Origin of the sequence: Ephemeroptericola cinctiostellae, from assembly GCF_003339525.1 — a bacterium.
GTDB lineage: Bacteria > Pseudomonadota > Gammaproteobacteria > Burkholderiales > Burkholderiaceae > Hydromonas > Hydromonas cinctiostellae.
In genome coordinates this window covers 152,853-174,029 of sequence record NZ_CP031124.1, presented here as the reverse complement: position 1 = coordinate 174,029, position 21,177 = coordinate 152,853, and the positions used below count along the sequence as shown (strand labels likewise).

Genomic DNA, 21,177 nt, shown 5'->3' with positions numbered 1-21,177 from the left:
CTCAACGCGTGAGCGGCCAATGCCTCAATGCATGAGCCATGCGCCCAGTCAAACAGGCATTGCCTGCGCCCCATGTGGCATGAGCACTGAGTTCTTGGGGGCAGCCATGTAAGGCTCGTGACATGACGCTCATCGCGGACATAACGCCGAATGGCCATTGGTGCCACCTGTGCCCATGCCAATGTAATGTGATGCGGGCGTGTTTCAAAAACAGGATCGATTTTAACCACCCTAATTTAATATATCCATTTCGAGTAAATATGCAATAGGATTGTTTGATTGTTGTTACAATCTAAATGGTGTTTACATACACCTCAATTTTAAAACTAATATATAAGGAGAGCATTATGGCATTGGGTATTAATGTTAATGGAACCATCAGCAATGACACGTTATCAGGCTTGGCGTATGACGATACATTGATGGGTTTGGCTGGGGATGACATACTTTATGGGCGTGCTGGTAATGATTTGTTGTATGGGGGGGACGGTTTTGACAGCATTTTTGGCGGTACAGACAACGATGTGGTGTATGGCGATGCAGGGGATGATTCTTTGGATGGCGGCTCTGGTGATGACGTACTCTATGGCGGGGCGGACAATGACACCGTCATCGGAGGAACTGGGTTTGATAAGTTGTTTGGAGATGACGGTAACGACTCTTTAAACGGTGGTTCAGAAAAAGACACGCTGTATGGCGGTGCTGGAAATGACACATTGTTAGGAGGCACTGGGACGGACATGTTATATGGTGGTGATGGGGACGACTCATTGAACGGTGGTGGCAGCGATGGGTTTTATGAATCTTCCATGACTTATGAGTCGTTGTATGGCGGAAATGGTAATGATGTCTTGCGAGGTGGTTCTAGTGGTCTTGGCGTGAGTTTATTATATGGTGAGGCGGGTAACGACATTTTATACAGCGGTTTTTCGGGTAGCAATCTAAATGGGGGGATTGGCAATGATCGCTTAATTGGATCATCATCCAATGATGTGTTCTCATTTGATGGGGAGTTTGGGCGGGATACGGTGGTGGGCATGGTAAGTGCAACACCAGACGCTGCAACATTCAGCGGGCAAAGTATAAACCAGCTGTGGTTCACTAAAACGGGTAATAATTTAATGGTATCTGCTATTGGTACAAATAATAACGTTACTTTTAGTAACTGGTATTTGAGTGACCAATATCGGACGAACATCGTGTCGACATTGGACAATAAGCTTGTTCGTTTGGATCAAATCAATAATTTGGTTTCAGCTATGGCGGCATTGACACCGCCAAGTGCTGGGCAGACTACTTTAACTCAAGGTTATTTAGATGCGTTGAGTCCAGTGATACAAGCTGCTTGGGGACCCGCTATCAGTCCAACATAATGAGTCCAATGTAGTGTGAAGAAGAATGATGAAGAATGATGGTTAAACACCGTCATTCTTTTTGAGTTTTAGGTTGGAGTGCATCAGTTGTTCTTGATGTTGAACCCCCCATAGCAAATGATTTTTTTCTAGCCACTCATCACAATGGTGCGATGCACGATAGCGCTCGCCTGAGTCACAAATCAAGCTGACAATCGAACCCGTTTCGTCGCGCTCGCGCATTCCTTGTGCCAATTGCAACACGGCGTAGAAGTTTGTGCCTGTCGATGGCCCGACGCGGCGGTTGAGCAATTTTGATAACACACGCATCGCTGCGATGCTGGCGCAATCAGGCACGGCAATCATGTCGTCAACCAAGCTGCGGATGAATGACGCTTCAACGCGGGGGCGGCCGATGCCTTCGATGCGTGAACCCAAAGCCGATGTGAGCGAGGCATCACCCGTTTGCCAATAAGGGAAAAATACGGAGTTTTCAGGGTCAGTGACGCAAATTTTTGTGTCAAAACGTTCGTAGCGTACATAACGCCCAATGGTCGCACTGGTGCCGCCGGTGCCCGCGCCAATGACAATATAACGAGGGATGGGGTGTGTTTCATGGTGCATTTGTTTAAAAATGGACTCAGCGATGTTGTTGTTGCCGCGCCAATCGGTGGCACGCTCGGCATAGGTGAATTGATCCATAAAATGGCCTTTGAGCTCGTGCGCCAAGCGTTGCGATGTCGGCACAATGTCCGCCGCATGGTCGACAAAATGGCATTGGCCGCCATAAAATTCAATCGCCTGCACTTTGTCCTCACTGGTGCTGCGCGGCATGACTGCAATGAAAGGTAAGCCCAACATGCGTGCAAAATACGCTTCCGACACGGCCGTTGACCCACTCGATGACTCGATGATGGTGGTGTCTTGTTTGATCCAGCCGTTGCACAAGGCGTATAAAAATAAAGAACGCGCGAGGCGATGTTTCAAACTGCCCGTTGGGTGGGTTGATTCATCTTTAAAATAAAAATCAATTTGAGGGAATGCCGCCAAAGGCAAACGAATCAAATGGGTGTCTGCCGAGCGTTGATAGTCTGCGGCAATGGTTTGAATCGCGTGTTGTATCCACGTCATGTCGTGCTCACTTTAAAAAGGTAACAAGGTAACAAGGTTAAAAAATGCGCGGACAGCCCGCGCATTTTTAATTTGATTTAAATGTACTTAAATTGAGAAAAAGCCTTCCGCTTTGCCTATTTACATTTAAAACGCTTCATCATCGCGCAAATAACGCCATTGGCCCACAGGCAAATCACCGAGGGTGACTTTCCCGATGCGGATCCGCTTCAAGCCCACAACATGCAATCCAACCAACTCACACATGCGGCGAATTTGGCGTTTTTTACCTTCTGTCAGCACAAAGCGCAACTGATCGTCATTTTGCCAAGTCACTTGAGCGGGGCGCAATGGAATGCCATCAAGCTCCAAACCATGGTTGAGCAAAGCCAAACCATCTTCGCTTAACTCGCCTTCGACCCGCACGAGGTATTCTTTATCGATTTCACTTTTATCGCCGATCAGCGCTTTGGCAATGCGACCATCTTGGGTCAACACCAATAAGCCCGTGGAATCAATGTCCAAACGCCCCGCGGGTGCCATGCCGCGCACGTGCACATTTTCCAGTTCGTGTGACGTGGTGTCACCCTCCCAGCGTGATGCCGGCTCAATTAAATTGACCGCAGGAATGTAACCATCTTCTGCCTGACCTGAAACAAAACCAACGGGTTTGTTGATCAAAATGGTCATGCGTTTTTCTTGAGCCGCAGTCAGCTGACGAGCCAATTGGATGTTGTCTGTGGGCAACACACGTTGTCCGAGGGCTGCGCGTTTACCATTGACCGTGACCCAGCCTTTTTCGATGTAATGATCGGCTTCGCGGCGTGAGCACACGCCTGTTTCGGTCAGGTATTTTGAAACACGGATGCCTGCATTGGGATCGCGGTCAGTCGCACGTGGCTCGCGACCACGTGATGCAGCGTAATCAGAAGCTTCGCGTAACACGACTTCAACTTCACGACGTGGTGCGCGTGGTTTGTCATCAAAGCTGCGTTGCGGGCGATCACCGAAATCTCGGCGAGGCGCATCACCATCGCGGCGAGGTGGACGGTCATTGCGTTCACCTGTGTTGCTGCGAGGACGGTCGCCAAAACTACCGCGTGGTTTGTCATCGAAACTGCGTTGTGGGCGATCACCGAAATCTCGGCGAGGTGCATCACCATCGCGGCGCGGTGGGCGGTCGTTACGGTCGCTGAAGTTGCCGCGAGGACGGTCGCCAAAGTTGCCACGTGGTTTGTCATCAAAGCTGCGTTGCGGGCGATCACCGAAATCTCGGCGAGGCGCATCACCATCGCGGCGAGGTGGGCGGTCATTGCGTTCACCTGTGTTGCTGCGAGGGCGGTCACCAAAACTACCACGTGGTTTGTCATCAAAGCTGCGTTGTGGGCGATCACCGAAATCTCGGCGAGGCGCATCGCCATCGCGGCGCGGTGGACGGTCGTTACGGTCGCTGAAGTTGCTGCGAGGACGGTCGCCAAAAGTACCGCGTGGTTTGTCATCAAAGCTGCGTTGCGGGCGATCACCGAAATCTCGGCGAGGTGCATCGCCATCACGGCGCGGTGGGCGGTCGTTACGGTCGCTGAAGTTGCTGCGAGGGCGGTCGCCAAAGTTGCCACGTGGTTTGTCATCAAAGCTGCGTTGTGGGCGATCGCCGAAATCTCGGCGAGGCGCATCACCATCGCGGCGCGGTGGACGGTCATTGCGGTCGTTGAAGTTGCCACGAGGGCGGTCGCCAAAGTTGCTACGTGGTTTGTCATCAAAGCTGCGTTGTGGGCGATCGCCGAAATCTCGGCGAGGCGCATCGCCATCGCGGCGCGGTGGACGGTCGTTACGGTCATTGAAGTTACCGCGTGGCTTATCACCATAGCCGCTTGGGTGTGATTCGGTGTGTGCGGGGCGCGCGGGTACGGCCGATTGATTGTTGCGGTTGCGGCCGCGCAGAGGCTGGCGCGTGCGTTCGCTGTTTACGGGCGCGTCACCACGCGTGCCGATTTTGAGTGTTTTGCTCATGAAGTGCTTCTAAAAAGATGTTGATTCGTTTGCGCATGATGGGATATCGCGCAATACGTTGCCAGTGTACAGGATTTGCATTGTTTTGAGGCAATCCTTTTGTGCTGGGTTCATAAAAAAACCCTGCAAATCATGGGTTTGCAGGGTGTTAACCGTTTAACCTTTGACGCAGAGGCGTGCGCCAAGAGCAGGTTTAACGGTTGGCTTTAAACTCGGCTTTCGAGACTTTACCGTCTTTGTCCGCATCCAAGTTTTTAAAATTGGCGGCATATTCGTCCATGCCCGCCGCTTTCAATTCAGTCAATGTCAAAGCACCGTCGCCATCTTTGTCCGCATCAGAAAACGTCGCAGCCATGGCGTTGGAGCCGATCAGGGCCATGCCAAGCAAGCTTGCGATGAGTGTGCGTTTGTATGTGAGTGAGGTGTTCATGTGATTCTCCGTTAGGATATAGGCAAATGCCTGTGAGTTCATAATGCATCAAATCGCATTTGGTTGTCCGCATTGTAAAACTTTTTTGAATTAAATTGGTTTTTAGCTCAGAAAAGGCAAAGTAAAAGTGGTGTGAGGACAACACAACTGGGCGGGCGGGTCACGCCTTGTGTTGGCGTCATGCTAGAATGAAGTCCTCTCATGAGGACTTCTCGATCCTCGTCTGCGACCTCGTCAGTGCTTTGAATCATCAAGGCCGTGATCAGGCCAGACTGACTTGCTGATTCTTTGTCTTTGTAATCTACGGGCGAATGCGAAGGTCAAAGAGGCCAATCGGCTTGATCGGCTTGATGGGAGGCGTCATCACACAACAAAAGCTAAAACAAGATAAATCAAAAAATAAGGAAGGCATTATGAGCGAGACACATCCAAGCCAGCATCATGTCACACCCCCACGGCGGGTGTTTTCAAAACCCATGCGAGCCCGCTCGCCCGATGAGCAACCTCGTGCATCCACGCCATTGGAGTTGTTGTTTGATTTGGTTTTTGTGGTCGCTGTGGCTTTCGCTGGGGCTGGTTTGCACCATGCTTTGGCGGAAGGGCATGTCGCTCACGGTTTGCAAAGTTATGGTGTTGTGTTTGCTGTGATTTGGTGGGCATGGATGAATTTTTCATGGTTTGCTTCGGCGTATGACACGGACGATGTGTTGTACCGTTTAACGGTGTTTGTGCAGCTGCTCGGTGCGCTGGTGATTGCTGCAGGGATGCCGAGTGCATTTGACGGCAGCTTTGTCATTGGCACAGTGGGTTATACCTTGATGCGTGTTGGGACTGTGGCTCAATGGTTGCGGGCTGCCAAAAATGACCCTGCGCGTCGGGTCACGAACATGCGCTATGCAAAAGGTATCATGGCGGTTCAATTGTGTTGGATTGCGAATTTATTTTTGGCGCCTTATACGGGCTTGTGGACATTTTTTTTGTTTTTTACTGTTGAGCTCTCGATTCCCTTGTGGGCGGAGCGATCGGCTCAAACCACTTGGCATGCGGAGCACATCGCCGAACGCTATGGTTTATTTACCATCATTGTGTTGGGTGAGTCTATTTTGTCCGCCTCGTCGGCTTTGCAAGCGGGTATGGCAGCAGGGCAATGGAATCTGGCTTTGGTGTGGATTGCACTGGGGGGGGCGCTGATTGTGTTCACCATGTGGTGGTTGTATTTTGATGAACCCGCGCATCATTTATTGACTTCGACCAAAGCGGCTTTTTTTTGGGGCTATACGCACTTTTTTGTATTTTCTTCCGCAGCGGCTGTGGGCGCGGGTTTGGCTGTGGCGGTCGACCATGCCACAGGTCAAGCGCACATCAGTGAAATGGCGGCAGGCGCGGCGGTTGCTGTGCCTGTGGCGGTGTATGTGTTGAGTTTGTGGTTTGTGCATGAGCGTCACCGAGCACGAAACATGTTTGAGCAGTGCTTGTTTCCTGTGGGCGCATTGTTGATTCTGGGCACGCCTTTGCTGTATGCAACGGTGCTGTGGGTGGGGGTGTTGATGTCCGTGATGTTGGCGATGAAGCTGTTTGTGAGTTGTTCTGACCAAGAAAAAATACACATCAAATAAGGGGGGCTAAAGCATGAAAATCAATCGCATGACGGTGGTGACTTTGGGCGTGGCCGACTTGCAGCGTGCGACAGATTTTTACCGCGAAGTGCTGACGGTGTCGCCGAACACATCGCATGGTGGTGTGACCTTTTTTGAGATGCAAGGGGTGTGGTTGTCGTTGTTTCCATTGGTTGAATTGGCGAAGGACATTGCGCCTCATGTGCCAGCAGATCCTGTGTCATTTGGTGGTTTCACGTTGGCGCACAATGCGCGCAGCAAAGATGAGGTCACGGCGATTTTGAACCGAGTGGAGGCGCATGGTGGGCGCATTGCCAAGGCCGCTGCGGATACTTTTTGGGGTGGTTTTGGCGGTTATTTTGCTGATCCAGACGGCCATTACTGGGAGGTCGTGTACGGCGATATGTTTAAATTTGATGCGCAAGGTGGTTTGTTGCCCTCATCTGCGGCCGAGTGATTGTGTGCAGCGGCATGTGCTAAGATGGAACCGATCAAATGAGATCGACAATGTTTCAATTTTATGTTTTTTTATTAAGTAAATTAAGCTAAGGATTTTTATGGCAGGCGGTAGTTTATTGGCTCTTTTGGATGACATCACCCTCATCATGGACGATGTGGGTGCGATGACCAAGGTCGCAGCGACCAAGACCTCAGGTGTGTTGGGTGATGATTTGGCGCTCAATGCAGAGCAAGTCAGTGGTGTACCTGCAGAGCGTGAACTGCCTGTGGTGTGGGCGGTGGCAAAAGGTTCATTTATTAACAAATGTATTTTGGTGCCCTTGGCTTTGGCTTTGAGTGCGTTTGCACCCGCGTGGGCTTTGACGGCATTGTTGATGGTGGGCGGTGCGTATTTGTGTTTTGAAGGTTTTGAGAAACTGGCACATAAGTTTTTACACTCTGAAAAGGAAGATCAAATCCATCATGATGAGCTGATTCATGCGGTTGAGGATGAGCAGGTGGACATGCTGCAGTTTGAAAAAGACAAAATCAAGGGTGCGATTCGCACGGATTTTGTGCTGTCGGCAGAAATCATTGTGATCACTTTGGGCACCGTGGTGGCCGCCAATATGCCGTTTGTGCAACAATTGGCGGTGTTGTCGGCGATTGGTGTGGTCATGACCGTGGGTGTGTATGGTTTGGTCGGTGTGATTGTCAAGTTAGATGACATGGGGTTTTATTTGTCGGCTTTGCAAGGTGTCAAAAACGCGGGCTCACGCAAATTGGGCGCATTTTTGTTGTGGTTTGCACCGCGCTTGATGAAAGCATTGACTGTGGTCGGCACCGCCGCGATGTTCATGGTGGGGGGCGGCATCATCACGCATGGCGTGCCGTTATTGCACCATTGGATTGAATCGCTGACTGAAGGCATGGGCGGTGTGTTGTCGACTTTGACTTCAACAGGGGTGAATGTCGGCGTGGGCGTGGTTTTGGGCGCGTTGGTTTTATTGGTGGTCACGGGCTTGAGTAAAGTGGTGGGGCTTTTTAAAAAGTGAAGTGATTGGATGCGAGAAGTTGATCTGATGGTTTTAAATGAAAGCATGGCATGTGAGCCATGCTTTTTTTGAGAAAATCGTATGAGAACGGCTTGTGTGTTCATTCACTTTTGGTTAATCCGTGTGATTTTCGGATGGCATTAAGCTTTCCCATGGCCAGACTGATGATGTAATGGTTGATCGTGCGCTCAGACAGATTTAGAATTTTCCTCCGCTTCACTTGCCGTTTTTCCTTCAATTGTCCACATAAGCACTCCGTATTCACGAGAATACAGCTGAATAGTCAATTCAGGTGCGTGCACCACCGCCAATCGTGTCGTCGACTCAATCGAGGCTTTTTTGACGAGTTGCAAAGATGCCATCATACTATTCTTTTAAGTTGTCGTATGGTTTGAGACAACGTTCTTTTAAATACTCAATAAATACGTTGACTTTTGCCTGCGGTATTTTTCGGGGCGCATAAACAGCATGAATATCGGCATTAGGGCCCTCCCAAGATGGAAGCAGTCGCACCAATTGACCTTCAGAAATATATTTACTCACCGCCCATTCTGAGCGCAACACAACCCCATGCCCCGCCAAAGCCCAGTCAAGGGCAATCTCGCCTTGATTGGTACTCAATGAACCGCGAACTTTGATGGTTTCTTGTTTATTGCCATGAGTGAGTTGCCAATTGCTAAAAGTGGTGGCATTTTCTCTGGTCACGATGCAATTTAAAGCCTGCACATCACGTGGCGTCTTGGGCATACCATTTTTTTGTACATAGTCAGGCGCAGCGCACAGCACGCGAGCATTGCGCACCAACATTTTTGCGTGCAGTCGACTGTTTGGCGGTGCGCCCAAACGAATGCCAATATCAAAACCATGTTCTGTAATGTGCATTGGTTGGTCGGTGAGTTGCAAAACGGCATTGACTTGGGGGTAAATGCACACAAAATCACTGAGCACTGTGGGCAAAAATCGCCGCCCAAATCCATGCGTAGCATTTATGTTTAAACGACCGCTAGGTATGGCTTGTAGGTTGCCCAAGTCCCGCTCTAACGCAGCCAACTCGCTTAAAAGTGGACTGCCTCGTTCCAAATACAACTCGCCCTCTGGTGTCAGGCTCAGTCGTCGTGTGGTACGGTTGAGTAATTTGACTTTAAGGCGTTGTTCAATCTGAGCTAAACGTCGGCTAACTGCGGGTGGCGTGACATCCATTGCTTCTGCTGCTGAAGCCAAACTGACATGCTGAGCCAACAATTCAAAAAAAGCGAGATCGGAAATGAGTTTCATAAGCGCATTTTATTCGTGTGTTTTTGTAAAGAATAGGATAAATTTAGAGTTGTTTATTTATTTTTTTGAGAATGATATTATGAATATATCTTATAGTCAATATGAAAGCAAAGCCAACAGTTTGGTTTTCAGTTGGCTCGGTTTTTATTGGCGTATTGGGTTGAGATTTGGCATTCATTTTTTCAATCAAACATCGGGAGGATAAGAATGAGTTTAGAGGTCAATTTAGAGCAAAAAAATCTTTGGAAAAAAGAGTTGAATGATTTAAGTAAAATAATAGAAATCTCAGGAGGTGTTGAACTTTTAGTTGGCGAGGTTTCTGCCATAGCAGAAAAATATCTTGGTGATTTGAAACTAGTCACAAAAGAACTGAAAGAGGGAAAAGGTTACGTGATTATTAAAGGCTGCCCAATTGATGATGACTTAACTGAACTCCCTACTTCAATTAGCAGACCGAAAAATAAATCATTTATTTCTGAGTCTGTACTTTTGGGCGTTACACACGCATTGGGTTTTAATCCGTATGGTTTTTACAAGAAAAAAATGGGGCATTAGTCCATGAAATAACACCAGTTACAGGCAAAGAAGAAACCGCATCAAGTAACGGCGTTGTTGAGTTCATGTTACATGCTGACGGAGCGTATCTGTCAAGAGATATTCGACCAGAAACATTATCATTGCTTTGTTTAATTGATGAAGCTAAGACTGACACAAGGTTGGTAACTATAGATAGCATCCTGTCTGATTTAGAAGCAAAATCATTGGACATCCTATCCGACCCTAATTTTTTACATATTCCTCCAACGACTTTTGAAGTGAGCAACGAGTCAAATTCATCGGGTTCTATTTTGGATAAAGTGGATGGATTATGGGAAATGAAAGTTGCTACTCATAGTTGTGAGCCGCAAACATTAGCGGCACAAACCTCATTGTATGAATTTATTGATGCAGCAGAATCAAATGTAATTTCACATTCATGGCGGCCAGGTGATTTACTGATATTTAATAACTTTCGATGTTTGCATGGGCGCGGAGAAATTCAGGGAAAGCGTTGGTTACAACGTTGCTATGGGTCGAGCAGGGTTACTGTTGGTGAGGTAATTAATTTAGCAGCTTAACTTTTCAGTATCTTAAAACTGTTTTTTATTGAAATAATTCAAACGGTACAATGTGTGCCGTTTTTCATGAGGCATTTGTATGAGTCATTTAGAAGTTTTAATACGGGTTTTATTTTTGGTATCAATCGCGGTGCTTGGTGTGGGCGTGGGTAAAAAATTCAGCATCAGCCAAAAGGAAATATCCACTTTATTAGTGTATGTTATTTCGCCTGCGGTGATGTTTGTGTCGGTGTTGCAAGCCCCTGAAGGTAAAAACTACCTGCTTTACACTGCGGCGGCTTTTGCGGTGTGTTGCGTGATGGCGACGGTTGCGCTGCAATTGGGGCGGTTGTTGTGGGCGGGCAGCGAGGCGAATCTTTTTGCATTTGCGGGTGGTACGGGCAATACAGGGTATTTTGGTTTGCCTTTGGTGTTGGGCATGTTTGATGCGCAGGGCGCGGCGATTGCGGTATTTATGATTTTAGGGGTTAATTTATACGAGTTTTCGTATGGTTATTATTTGACTTCTCGCGGTCATTATACGGTGGCGCAAAGCGTGCGCAAAATCATGGGTATGCCGATTTTGTATGCATTTATTGCTGCGATGGTTTTGCGTTTGTCGGGCGTTCATTTACATTCTGTGATTTTGAATGGCTTGTCTAATTTCAAAGGTGCATACAGCGTTTTGGGCATGATGGTGATTGGTTTGACGATGGCGAAATTCACTAAGTTGGAAATTGATTGGCGGTTTTTGGCTGCTGCGTTGGGTTGGAAATATGTGGTTTGGCCTTTGGCGGCGTTTGCGGCGGTTTATTTGTTTTCTGCACACATGGATAACGTCGAACGGTCGATTGTGGTATTAATGGCGTGTGTGCCGATGGCGGGCAATACGGTGGTGATTGCCAATGATTTGGATATTCATCCCGAAAAGGCAGCGACTGCGGTGATGGCGAGTACGCTGTTGGCGATTGTTGCTGTGCCTGCTGCGTTGGCGTTGTTGGCGGGTTTTATGTAGTTCGCTTGCCTCAAGCCGACATCTCAAACGAAGCACAGAGGGTGGCTTGGGGCAAGCCACCCTACGACAGAATATTGAGGGGTCTTAGGAAGCAAACGCATTAAAATATGCGCTAAGCTCTTGAGACCAAATGAAAAACAAGTACTTCAAACATTCAAAAATTAGCGAAGCGAAGTTTCGCCAAATTTTACGGTATTTTGCCCTTGATTTATCACTTGCGGTTGACAATGTATTTGTCTGGTTGATGATTTTTAGCTACTTTGCGATTCCGCGTGCGTACCAACGCCGAGTTTTGTTGTACGGTGTCTTGGGCGCGATTGTTTTGCGTACCCTGATGGTGTTTGCGGGCAGCTGGTTGATTACTGAGTTTCACTGGGTTTTGTACGTCTTTGGCGCATTTTTATTGTTCACAGGCATACGCATGCTCATGCTCATGAGCCACGGTGAGGGTGATTTGGCGAGCAACCCTGTGCTCAAATGGTGCCGTAAGCACATCAAAATGACCGATGAGCTTGATGGCGAGAAGTTTTTCACATTTAAAAATGGTGTACGTTTTGCCACGCCGTTGTTGGTTGCATTGATATTGGTCGAAATCTCCGATGTTGTGTTTGCTGTCGACAGCATTCCAGCGATTTTTGCGATTACCAAAGATCCGTTTATTGTACTGACATCTAACTTGCTCGCGATTTTGGGTTTGCGTGCCATGTACTTTATGCTCGCTGACATCGCTGATCGGTTTGCTTTGATTAAATATGGTTTGGCTGGCGTGCTTGTGTTTATCGGCGTTAAATTATTGATTTTGGAATACATTAAAATCCCGATTGGCATTTCATTGCTTGTCATTGTCGGGCTGATTGGTGGTTCGATTGCCGCGAGTTTGTGGGTCAGCCGAGAGGAGACCAAAAGACTGAAATAATGATTGAAATCATCTCAGAAGCCAACGCCAATGCGTTGGCTTTTTGATGTGTTTTTTCGATGCCTGCTTTTGTCTGTGTGGGTTAAGTTGAATCGTTATCGGTTTTTAATCTAAGCGACTTGTGGGGGGTTTTGCGTTAAAATGTCGGCTATTGTTCGCTTTGAACGCTTGTTGATCTTTTTTGGAATGCGCATGAATTCTCCTACTTTTTCGACCCCGACCAGCTCCATTCCCGATGCGGAGCATTTGTACATTCAGTTGTTGGCGCAGTTGCGGGCGCATGTGGTGACGTGCGCGTTGCCACCTGTTTTGATTGGTGTGCATCGGGGCGGGGCGTGGTTGGCTGAGCGTTTGCATGCGGATTTGGGCATGACTGAGCCGTTGGGGACGATTGATATTTCATTTTATCGGGATGATTTTGCGACCAAGGGCATCAGCGCGAATGTGAAAACCACTGATGTGGCGGTGGATTTGATGGCGCGGGATGTGATTTTATGTGACGATATTTTGAACAGCGGTCGCAGTGTGCGTGCGGCGTTGAATGAGATTTTTGATTTTGGTCGTCCTGCTCGTGTGGACTTGGCGGTGTTGTTCGATCGCGGTGGGCGTGAGTTGCCCGTGGCCGCACGTTTCGTCGGTGGTTCGTCTGAATTTGACGCGGCGTATAAATTGGTGTTGGAGCGCGATTCGTCAAATCGTTTTTGCTTTCGCGTGCCACGCCGTGTGAGTCCAGTCAGTCAAAACGCGGAGGTGAATGCATGAGTACGACCACATACACACCACCATCGGTGCCTTGGGCAGGTTTGCGCAATGCGCGCAATCCGCAGTTGACGGCCGATGGTCGTTTGCAACATTTGCTCACGCTGGAAGGTTTATCGCGTGAGATGTTGACGCATATTTTGAATACGGCCGAATCGTTTCTGTCGCTCAATAACCACGACGTGAAAAAAGTGCCGTTGTTGCGCGGTAAGTCGGTGTTCAATATTTTCTTTGAAAACTCGACCCGCACGCGCACCACGTTTGAAATTGCGGCCAAACGTTTATCCGCCGATGTGGTCAATCTCGATATGCAAACATCATCGACAAGCAAAGGTGAAACGTTGCTCGATACGATGGATAACCTGGCGGCGATGCACGCCGACATGTTTGTTGTGCGTCACAATCAAAGCGGTGCGCCGTATTTGATGGCGGAGCATTTGAATAAATTGGGTAAAAAGGACATTCACATTGTCAATGCGGGCGATGGTCGCCATGCGCACCCGACGCAAGGCTTGCTGGACATGTACACGATTCGCCATTACAAAAAAGATTTCACGCAACTGCGTGTGGCGATCGTCGGTGATGTGCTGCATTCACGTGTGGCGCGCTCGGACATTCATGCCTTGACCACGCTGGGTGTGCCTGAGGTGCGGGTGATTGGCCCACAAACGTTGCTGCCAAGTGGGTTGCGCGAAATGGGTGTGCATGTGTATCACGACATGGTTGAAGGTTTAAAAGGCGTGGATGTGGTCATCATGTTGCGTTTACAAAAGGAACGCATGCATGGTGCGTTGTTGCCGAGCGAGGCGGAGTATTTTAAACATTATGGCTTGACTTTGGACAAGCTCGCGCTGGCCGCGCCCGATGCGATCGTCATGCATCCCGGGCCGATCAATCGCGGTGTGGAAATTGCTTCAGAGGTGGCTGATAGCGCGCAGGCCGTGATTTTGCCGCAAGTGAGTTTTGGCATCGCTGTTCGCATGGCGGTGATGGCGATTTTGTCAGGAGGGCATGCCGCATGAGTCTTTTAATTAAAAACGCCCGTCTTGTTCATGTCGATCACACGGATGCGCAGACCAGTGACGTGTACGTGGTTGAGGGTCGCATTGCGGGCATCAATGAGGTGCCTGTTGGATGTGTCCCGAGTCAGACCCTCGATGCAGGGGGACGTAAAATGAGCTTTGCGCTCGCTGATCTTGCGGTGCGTTTGAGTGAAAAAGGTGGCAATCAACGCGATGTCATGGCCGATGTGTTGAGTGCGGCGGTGGCGGGCGGTGTGGCGCATGTGGCGTGTTTGCCTGATGGCTCGCCCATTTTGGATGAGCCTTTGTTGATTGATATTTTGCGTAACAAAAGTGAAGCCTTGGGTTTGGCGCACGTGCACGTTTTGGGTGCGTTGACGCAGGACCTCAAAGGCACGCAGTTGGCCGAGCTCGTGACTTTGGCTGAGCACGGCTGCATTGCCTTTACACAAGCCGATGAGCCGATTCAGGACACGCAAATTTTACAGCGCGCGTTGTCGTATGCCGCCAGTTTTAAATTGCCCGTGTGGTTGCGTGCGACTGATTTTTACCTGGGTGGCGGTTTCGCGGCGAGCGGCGCATATGCTTCACGCTTGGGTTTGTCTGGTGTGCCTGTGGCGGCGGAAACGATTGCCTTGCTGACGTTATTTGAGTTGTTACACAGCATGGGTGCGCAAGCGCCCAAAGTCCACATTGCACGCATTTCATCGGCGCGTGCAGTTGAGTTGATTCGCCAAGCCAAGGCGCAAGGGTTGAGCATCACGTGTGATGTGAACATGCATCATTTGCATTTGGTCGACACCGACATGGGGTATTTCAACAATCAATATGTGTTTAATCCGCCTTTGCGCAGTTCGAGCGATCGCTCTGCGTTGCGTGCGGCGGTGTTGGATGGCACGATCGATGCGGTGGTGTCTGATCATGTGGCGGTTGATTTTGATGCCAAACAATTGCCTGTGGGGCAAACGCAAGCAGGGGCGGTCGGCACGCAGTGGTTGATTTCGTTGCTGGTGCAGCTCGCGCTTGAAGAACGTGTGGACATTGCGAATGCATTGGCCGCCGCAGTCAGCCGCGTTTATCCCATTTTGGGTTTGCCCGCACCTGAGTGGACGGTGGGGGCGGTGGCTGATCTGGTGGTGTTTGACGATGACGCCTATCAGCCTTTGACTGAAGCTTTGGTGCGTGGTCACCATTACAACACGCCTTACCTTGGTTTTGAGTTGCCTGTTGAGGTGTGGGCGACTTTGGTCGCTGGGCGGGTGGTGCATGCGCAGGCATAAACGGTGGGGATAAAAAGGATGTGGTGTGCCTGATGGTGCACGAAGTCAAATCAACGTTTTGAAATGTGGACTGAAAAAACCGTGTTGGGTATTCAACACGGTTTTTTTACGTCTGTGCAATGTGGGTTTGGGCGTGATGTGCTTGAGTTTGAACATGTGTTTTGCATTATTTTTTTAGATCACAACACGTCGTACCTTGGGCCGCATGGTGGCTTTTTGTTTTTGCGGATTGATCGTTTTTAAATGTTTTTCATGGTTGTTTCGATGGTTTTTGATGGCTTTTAACTTTTCCGTCATTTGACCTCACTGTGTTATCAGGTTACACTTAACCTTTGCTGCGCGCATTTTGTGTGTGTTTTTTTTACTTCATGCTGAAAGGCATGACACGATACAAAGGAGCGAAACAATGGTTAAGACTGTTTCCACAACCCAACTCGAAGCTGCATTTTCTGCATCCCCGTGGCATTCGATCAAGCAGTTCATCTCACAATTTTCAAACAAAGAATCCCCAGCTGTGGCCGACCTCATCGTCCAGCCTTTGCCCGTTGCATCGGTCAGTGTGATCATCCCCGCCCTCAATGAGTCCAAGCGCATCGCCGATGTGGTGCATTATGCTTTGGCGGATCCCGTCACTGCTGAAGTGATTGTGATTGATGACAGTTCAATCGATGACACGGCGGTATTGGCACGTGAAGCCGGTGCGACGGTGATCCGAAGCACGATGTTGGGCAAAGGCGCGTCGATGCAGGATGGTGTGGCCGCGGCCAATTGCGATGTGGTGGCCTATTTGGATGGGGATTTGGCGGGCTTGCGCCCCAACATCATCAGTGATTTGGTCAAACCCATTTGGGACGGGGAGGCTGATTTTGTCAAAGGCAGTTTTGGCCGAAAAGGGGGGCGCGTGACGGAGTTGACGGCCAAGCCCATGCTCAAATTGTTTTTCCCTGAGTTGATCCAGTTCAGCCAACCACTTGGTGGCATCATCGCAGCAAAAAAAGTGTTGCTGCAACAATTGCATTTTGAGGATGGTTACGGCGTGGACATCGGCCTGCTGATCGATGCCCATTTGGCGGGTGCTGTCTTGGGTCAAGTGGACGTGGGTTCGTTGGAGCACGACAGCCAATCGTTGCCGAGTTTGGGGCGCATGGCGCAAGAGGTCAGTCGCGTGATTTTGGAGCGCGCAAAGTCAGTGGGGCGTTTGAGTGTTGATCAAGTGATGTCCATTTTTGAGATGGAGCGTCAAAATCAAACCGACATCGACATTGTGTTGACCAAGCTGGATGGTTGCAACAAATTGCTTTTACTTGACATGGATGGCACCATCACGATGTCGCGCTTTGTGGTGGAGTTGGCCAAAGCCACGGGTCGAACGGAGGCTTTGATGGCTTTACTTGATTCAGAAAACATTGATCAATCGACGCGCAGTCAAGACATTGCCGCGCTGTTTCGTTTTGTGCATCAATCCGAATTTGAAAAAGTTGCTCACTCGATTGAGATTCGCGACGAGGTGATCAATGTCGTGAATGCCTTGCGCCGCAAAGGCTATCGAGTTGGTGTGGTCAGTGACAGTTATTTTGTGGCCGCTGAAATCATCCGTCGCCGTATTTTTGCAGACTTCGCTTTGGCACACACTTTACCGTTTGATGCGGGGGTGTGTAAAGGTGACATTTTAATCAATCGGGCGTTTTACCATGAGTCGGGTTGTAAGTTACATGAGTGCTGCAAAAGCAATGTGTTGCGCTACATCATCGAGCAGGAGCCTGCGCTTGGCATGGATGGGGTGGTCGCGGTGGGCGATAACTTGAATGACGTGTGTTTGCTCAAGCTCGCCCATAAATCATTTACGATTGAGCCGAAAAATGACGCTTTGACTCAAGCGCCAATCATTGAAATCAAGCATTTTGGTGAATTGTTGGCTTTGATCTCCAAAAGCGAATCAAGTGTGGATGACACGGAGCATCAAGTGGGTTAAGTGAGGATGTGCGTGGTCAAAATTGGCTGCGCTTTGATGGGGGTGTGATGCCCTCAGTCATTAAAGTCCTGCGCGTTTGGCTTGAGTTCTTTATAATTCGACCATTCCTTTTTACCTTCAATTGACCATGACCCATCCAGACTTACTCCCTGAAGAGCTTGAGCTCTTACACGCCAAGCTAAACCTCGAAACCGCTGAAATTGCTTGGATTGAACTGCAACGGTTCTTTGCACAAGGTGTGCTGTATGCCGTTGATGCCCACATTGATTTGATTGATGTGGCTTATGCCATCAGTGTGGATGATGCCGCCCGTGTCAAGGCATGGATGGATGCGGGTGCGTTTGTCGCCGTCACAGATGCGCAGGCAACCGATTGGCATCGACGCAATGCTGTGCTGTGGTCGGTCGTGGTCAAGCCTTGGATTTTGGTACAGGATAAAGGGTATGTTCGACATTGAGGCGTTGAACTGGTTGAGTTTATTTATCTTCCATGCGGAAAAATCACTTTTGGCAAGTGACATTTGCTTACGCAACTCAACCACAGCCTTAAATGGCATGGCACTTAAAGCATGTGTTACCCACCAATGTGGTGACTTGATTTTGTGATGCCTCATGGCGGTCTTGGCGAAGTGCGCGCGCGAGCATGGCAAAAAATGGATTTTTTTGCTTTTTTCATGTGCCTTTAAACTGTTTCACCTTGAAAATGAACATGTTGCCCCCATCATTTGGCTATCATGCTGGGTTGGCAGGCGTTTGCCAAGCCATTTTAAATACGTTCAAATGAGTTCATTAGTTCAATAGAGTAGAGAATAGAGCAGAGAAGACCATGGCAAAAAGAGATTTTTACGATGTGTTGGATGTCGCCCGCAATGCGGATGATGCTGACATTAAAAAAGCTTATCGCAAATTGGCGATGAAATATCACCCTGATCGTAATCAGGGCGACCCAGAGGCGGAAGCGAAGTTTAAAGAAGTCAAAGAGGCCTATGAAATGCTGTCTGACCCACAGAAACGCGCGGCGTATGACCAATACGGTCACGCGGGCGTGGATCCAAACGGCATGGGCGGTGGTGGTTTTGGCGGTGGCAGTCCTTTTGGTGATTTTGGCGACATTTTTGGCGACATTTTTGGTGGCCAGCGAGGCGGTCAGCGTGGGCCTCAGGTGTACCGTGGCTCGGATTTGCGTTACACGATGGAAGTGTCTCTTGAAGATGCGGCGAAAGGCAAAGTCACGCAAATTCGTGTGCCATCGTGGGACGACTGTGACACGTGTCATGGTTCTGGCGCTGAAGCGGGCAGCTCGCCAGAGACATGCCCGACGTGTAATGGCCAAGGTCAAGTGCGCATGTCGCAAGGTTTCTTTTCGGTGCAGCAAACGTGCCCAACCTGTCATGGCACGGGTCAACACATTCCCAAGCCCTGCAAAGCATGCAGTGGTCAAGGTAAAGTTAAAAGCAATAAGACCCTTGAGGTCAACATTCCAGCCGGCATTGAGGACGGCATGCGCATTCGCAATGCAGGCAAAGGCGAGCCAGGTGTCAATGGCGGCCCTGCGGGTGATTTGTTCGTTGAAGTGCACATTAAAGCGCACAGCGTGTTTGAACGCGAAGGCACGGATTTGCATTGTAAAGTGCCGTTGGCTTTTGCAACCGCGGCTTTGGGTGGTGAAATTGAAGTGCCCACCTTGCACGGTGGCGCAAGCATGAGCATTCCAGAAGGCACACAAACAGGGCAAACGTTCCGTTTGCGTGGTAAAGGCATGCCACATGTGCGTTCGGCATCAACCGTCGGCGATCTGTATGTTCATGTTGAGCTTGAAGTGCCCGTGAAGCTGACCAGCGAGCAAAAAGAGTTGGTTCGTCAGCTGGATGAGAGCTTGAAAAATAACGGCGATAAACACAGTCCGCAAAGCAAATCTTGGTTCGATAAGGTGAAAGATTTCTTTGATTGAATTTGATTGTGCCCAGTTGTTGAAAGGTGGAGCAATGTGCTTCACCTTTTTTATGGGCTTCGAATCATGTTTTCGTTGCTTGCGTTGGTATGGCGTGTCTGCGTTGAGTCATGCCACTTTTCAAGTGGCGATGTCAAAATGAGGCGGTTGGGTTTTAAGGCAAGGGCATGGCAGGAAGCGTGTCATCGTTATCAAATCAACCGTCTCGATTGGTCTGCTGCTTGTGATCACTGAGCATGGTCGCTGAGTGTGGTGATGGCATCATGGCATGATCGCGAAAAGAGTGCATGCTCAAGCCAATCGTTATGCCCATTTTTAAAATTGCAGGTAACGTGCTTTGACGCTTAAAATCCTTCATCATCTCTGAAAAAAAGGAAACTCCCCAATGATTGCAGTGTGGTTTCGTGCCGATTTAAGAACGACCGACAACCCCGCCTTGACGCGCGCATATGAGTTGTCTGAGCAGCTTAAGCTTCCGATTGTTGCGGTGTACATCAGCTCAAGCAGCCAGTGGGAGCGGCATGGGCTGGGGCATGCACGTGTCGATTTCGAGTGTCGTTCAGTTGCTGCGTTGTCCTCTCGTTTGTCCAGTTTAAACATTCCACTCAAGTGGGTGGATGTACCATTGTATGCGGATGTGCCTGCTCGTCTTTTGGCATGGTGTGTCGATCATGGCATCACACATCTGCTGGCCAATCGCCAGTACGAATGGAATGAGGTCGAGCGTGACCGCAGTTGCCACCGTTTGCTTAGAAACAACAAGATTGCCATCGAGTGGTTTCACGATCAATGTCTCGTCGCGCCTGACCTTTTGAAAACACAAGATGGTGGGTTTTATACGGTATTTACACCTTACAAAAAAAAGCTCATCAAGCATTTGATCGACCAACCCATCGGTGTCCTTTCCGCGCTCGCACCCATAAAAATCCACTCAAATATCTGTGCAGATCCAATGCCAGAGCGGTTTGGCGCTTATGTGTCAACACCTCATTTGCATGATGACTGGCCCGCAGGTGAGCAAGCGGCTTTGAGTCGCTTGCTTGATTTTTGCAGCGATGATGTGGCTCACTACAATGGGCTGCGGGATTTCCCCAGCAAAAATGCCACCAGCCGATTGGCGGCTTACCTTGCTGTCGGTGCCATTTCCGCAAGACAATGTTGGCTGGCCTCCGTGCGTGCAGAAGGGGGGCAAACGATGCATGACGGTGTTGACATGTGGCAAAATGAATTGATATGGCGTGATTTTTATCGGCATGTCATGGTCGGCTATCCACGCATCAGCCGCAACCAGCCTTTTCAAACAAAGACCCAACACATCCAATGGCGGAATGACCGCAGTCAGTTTAAAGCATGGTGCGAAGGGCAGACCGGGTTTCCGATTGTGGATGCCGCAATGCGCTGTTTGAATGCAACAGGCTGGATGCACAATCGCTTGCGCATGATTGTGGCCATGTTTTTGGTCAAGGATTTGCTGATCGACTGGCGTTGGGGCGAGCATTACTTTGCCAGTCAGTTGATTGATTTTGATTTGGCTTCAAACAACGGTGGTTGGCAGTGGAGTGCCTCGACAGGCACAGACGCCGTGCCTTATTTTCGCATCTTCAATCCTGTGCTGCAAAGCCGAAAATTTGACCCTGAAGGCCATTTTATACGCCAATGGGTTCCAGAGCTTCGACATTGCCCTGCGGCTCACATTCATCAGCCATTGCCTCTTGATGCACCCAGCTACGCGTCCCCCATTGTCAATCACGCACAGGCTCGTGAGTTCACGTTGGCGGCGTTCAAAGCCATTCAAAGTCACAATTAATCGTAGTACGGGTCAATCGCAAAGCAAGTCACCAAGCGCAATCCGCCTTGCGACGTGAGGGTGAGTGCCATTT

At 49.3% G+C, this 21,177-nt stretch carries 21 protein-coding genes; 15 read left to right on the top strand and 6 right to left on the bottom strand.

The features are described from left to right. Position 1: 1 nt before the first annotated feature. The gene (locus DTO96_RS13010; RefSeq protein WP_264080574.1) at positions 2–124 is read right to left on the bottom strand and encodes a hypothetical protein; all 123 of its coding nucleotides are present in this window, start codon (positions 122–124) and stop codon (positions 2–4) included. Positions 125–347: 223 nt separating this feature from the next. Here DTO96_RS13010 and DTO96_RS00875 point away from each other — a divergent pair, with 223 nt between their 5' ends. Next, positions 348–1,373 (top strand): calcium-binding protein, encoded by a 1,026-nt coding sequence (locus DTO96_RS00875; RefSeq protein WP_157964289.1) that lies wholly within the window; start codon positions 348–350, stop codon positions 1,371–1,373. Between the two features lie 42 nt (positions 1,374–1,415). On the opposite strand, the gene DTO96_RS00870 is transcribed toward DTO96_RS00875, so the two are convergent. The 3 genes from DTO96_RS00870 to DTO96_RS00860 form a co-directional block, all read right to left on the bottom strand. Then, positions 1,416–2,483 carry a PLP-dependent cysteine synthase family protein gene (locus DTO96_RS00870; RefSeq protein ID WP_114561766.1) on the bottom strand — a complete coding sequence of 356 codons (1,068 nt, stop codon included), beginning with the start codon at positions 2,481–2,483 and terminating at the stop codon, positions 1,416–1,418. Positions 2,484–2,609: 126 nt separating this feature from the next. Then, complete coding sequence (locus DTO96_RS00865) at positions 2,610–4,472, bottom strand: pseudouridine synthase (RefSeq protein ID WP_114561765.1); 1,863 nt, start codon at positions 4,470–4,472, stop codon at positions 2,610–2,612. A 193-nt stretch (positions 4,473–4,665) separates the two neighbouring features. Further along, a complete protein-coding gene (locus tag DTO96_RS00860; protein WP_114561764.1) occupies positions 4,666–4,902 on the bottom strand; it encodes an EF-hand domain-containing protein in 237 nt (78 codons plus the stop codon). A 413-nt stretch (positions 4,903–5,315) separates the two neighbouring features. On the opposite strand from DTO96_RS00860, the gene DTO96_RS00855 reads away from it, so the two are divergent. From DTO96_RS00855 to DTO96_RS00845, 3 genes are all read left to right on the top strand, one after another. Then, complete coding sequence (locus tag DTO96_RS00855; RefSeq protein WP_114563858.1) at positions 5,316–6,518, top strand: low temperature requirement protein A; 1,203 nt, start codon at positions 5,316–5,318, stop codon at positions 6,516–6,518. Between the two features lie 13 nt (positions 6,519–6,531). Beyond that, positions 6,532–6,975 carry a VOC family protein gene (locus DTO96_RS00850; protein WP_114561763.1) on the top strand — a complete coding sequence of 148 codons (444 nt, stop codon included), beginning with the start codon at positions 6,532–6,534 and terminating at the stop codon, positions 6,973–6,975. 100 nt (positions 6,976–7,075) lie between these two features. Further along, complete coding sequence (locus DTO96_RS00845; protein WP_114561762.1) at positions 7,076–8,011, top strand: DUF808 domain-containing protein; 936 nt, start codon at positions 7,076–7,078, stop codon at positions 8,009–8,011. A gap of 188 nt (positions 8,012–8,199) precedes the next feature. On the opposite strand, the gene DTO96_RS12625 is transcribed toward DTO96_RS00845, so the two are convergent. Further along, a complete protein-coding gene (locus DTO96_RS12625; RefSeq protein WP_157964288.1) occupies positions 8,200–8,376 on the bottom strand; it encodes a hypothetical protein in 177 nt (58 codons plus the stop codon). A gap of 1 nt (position 8,377) precedes the next feature. Continuing rightward, positions 8,378–9,286: a LysR substrate-binding domain-containing protein gene (locus DTO96_RS00840; protein ID WP_114561761.1), complete on the bottom strand. Its 909-nt coding sequence runs from the start codon at positions 9,284–9,286 to the stop codon at positions 8,378–8,380. Between the two features lie 207 nt (positions 9,287–9,493). On the opposite strand from DTO96_RS00840, the gene DTO96_RS00830 reads away from it, so the two are divergent. From DTO96_RS00830 to phrB, 11 genes are all read left to right on the top strand, one after another. Next, positions 9,494–9,841 carry a hypothetical protein gene (locus tag DTO96_RS00830; RefSeq protein WP_114561759.1) on the top strand — a complete coding sequence of 116 codons (348 nt, stop codon included), beginning with the start codon at positions 9,494–9,496 and terminating at the stop codon, positions 9,839–9,841. A 65-nt stretch (positions 9,842–9,906) separates the two neighbouring features. Beyond that, positions 9,907–10,404: a TauD/TfdA family dioxygenase gene (locus DTO96_RS00825; RefSeq protein ID WP_114561758.1), complete on the top strand. Its 498-nt coding sequence runs from the start codon at positions 9,907–9,909 to the stop codon at positions 10,402–10,404. A gap of 79 nt (positions 10,405–10,483) precedes the next feature. Continuing rightward, complete coding sequence (locus tag DTO96_RS00820) at positions 10,484–11,398, top strand: AEC family transporter (protein ID WP_114561757.1); 915 nt, start codon at positions 10,484–10,486, stop codon at positions 11,396–11,398. A gap of 130 nt (positions 11,399–11,528) precedes the next feature. Further along, positions 11,529–12,314: a TerC/Alx family metal homeostasis membrane protein gene (locus tag DTO96_RS00815; RefSeq protein ID WP_114561756.1), complete on the top strand. Its 786-nt coding sequence runs from the start codon at positions 11,529–11,531 to the stop codon at positions 12,312–12,314. A 192-nt stretch (positions 12,315–12,506) separates the two neighbouring features. Next, positions 12,507–13,076: a bifunctional pyr operon transcriptional regulator/uracil phosphoribosyltransferase PyrR gene (gene pyrR, locus DTO96_RS00810; protein WP_114563857.1), complete on the top strand. Its 570-nt coding sequence runs from the start codon at positions 12,507–12,509 to the stop codon at positions 13,074–13,076. After that, positions 13,073–14,095 carry an aspartate carbamoyltransferase catalytic subunit gene (locus tag DTO96_RS00805; protein ID WP_114561755.1) on the top strand — a complete coding sequence of 341 codons (1,023 nt, stop codon included), beginning with the start codon at positions 13,073–13,075 and terminating at the stop codon, positions 14,093–14,095. The genes pyrR and DTO96_RS00805 overlap by 4 nt, the downstream gene beginning before the upstream one ends. Continuing rightward, positions 14,092–15,375, top strand: coding sequence for a dihydroorotase (locus tag DTO96_RS00800; protein ID WP_114561754.1), 1,284 nt, complete (start codon positions 14,092–14,094; stop codon positions 15,373–15,375). The genes DTO96_RS00805 and DTO96_RS00800 overlap by 4 nt, the downstream gene beginning before the upstream one ends. Positions 15,376–15,781: 406 nt before the next feature. After that, positions 15,782–17,347, top strand: coding sequence for an HAD-IB family phosphatase (locus DTO96_RS00795; RefSeq protein WP_114561753.1), 1,566 nt, complete (start codon positions 15,782–15,784; stop codon positions 17,345–17,347). 127 nt (positions 17,348–17,474) lie between these two features. Continuing rightward, positions 17,475–17,804, top strand: coding sequence for a DUF2288 domain-containing protein (locus tag DTO96_RS00790; protein ID WP_114561752.1), 330 nt, complete (start codon positions 17,475–17,477; stop codon positions 17,802–17,804). A gap of 368 nt (positions 17,805–18,172) precedes the next feature. Next, entirely contained in the window at positions 18,173–19,297 is a 1,125-nt protein-coding gene (gene dnaJ / locus DTO96_RS00785; RefSeq protein ID WP_114561751.1) for a molecular chaperone DnaJ, read from the top strand. A gap of 385 nt (positions 19,298–19,682) precedes the next feature. Continuing rightward, a complete protein-coding gene (phrB, locus tag DTO96_RS00780; RefSeq protein WP_114561750.1) occupies positions 19,683–21,104 on the top strand; it encodes a deoxyribodipyrimidine photo-lyase in 1,422 nt (473 codons plus the stop codon). The last annotated feature ends 73 nt before the right edge of the window (positions 21,105–21,177 follow it).